The 482-nt window shown below is 41.5% G+C and carries 1 pseudogene; it reads right to left on the bottom strand.

What is annotated here, in order from left to right:
- Positions 1-482 (bottom strand): annotated as a pseudogene (locus CYK16_RS10775) (hypothetical protein); the annotation flags it as partial.

The following is a 482-nucleotide window of genomic DNA, read 5'->3' as shown; positions in this document are numbered from 1 at the left end:
GTTACAATCGCATTTCCATTTGGTTGTTGAGTAATTTCAATCTTACCAGGTTTTTCAGTTACTGGTGTTTCTGGTGTAAATTTAGCTGGTGTTGTTACATTAGGAACTTCTACAGCTGGTTTACCTGGTTCGGTAATCTTACCTGTTCCTGGAACTTTACCGTCTGGTAATTCACTGTTTGGTACTTTACCTTTACCGTCTTCACCGATTGTAACTGTGATTGGCTTGCCATCTTTACCTGGGATTTCTACTACTGTTCCTGGTGGGTAGATTGAGCCATCTGGTTTCTTCGGTGTTACTGTAACGTCACCTGTCTCAGGATCTCGTTTCACATCTAGTGTTGGTGTCTTATGAGCTGGTGTTGTTACATCTACTGGTTGTGATGGTTTCTTGTTAGGTTCTGTTACTGTTCCTGTACCTGGGACATTTGTCTTAGGAAGGTTGTCATTTGGTACTTCACCTGAACCATTGTCACCAATTAT

The organism is Streptococcus oralis subsp. dentisani, assembly GCF_002860905.1.
Lineage (GTDB): Bacteria > Bacillota > Bacilli > Lactobacillales > Streptococcaceae > Streptococcus > Streptococcus oralis_BA.
The sequence above is the reverse complement of the archived record's forward strand: the minus strand, read 5'-3'. Positions and strand labels throughout refer to the sequence as shown.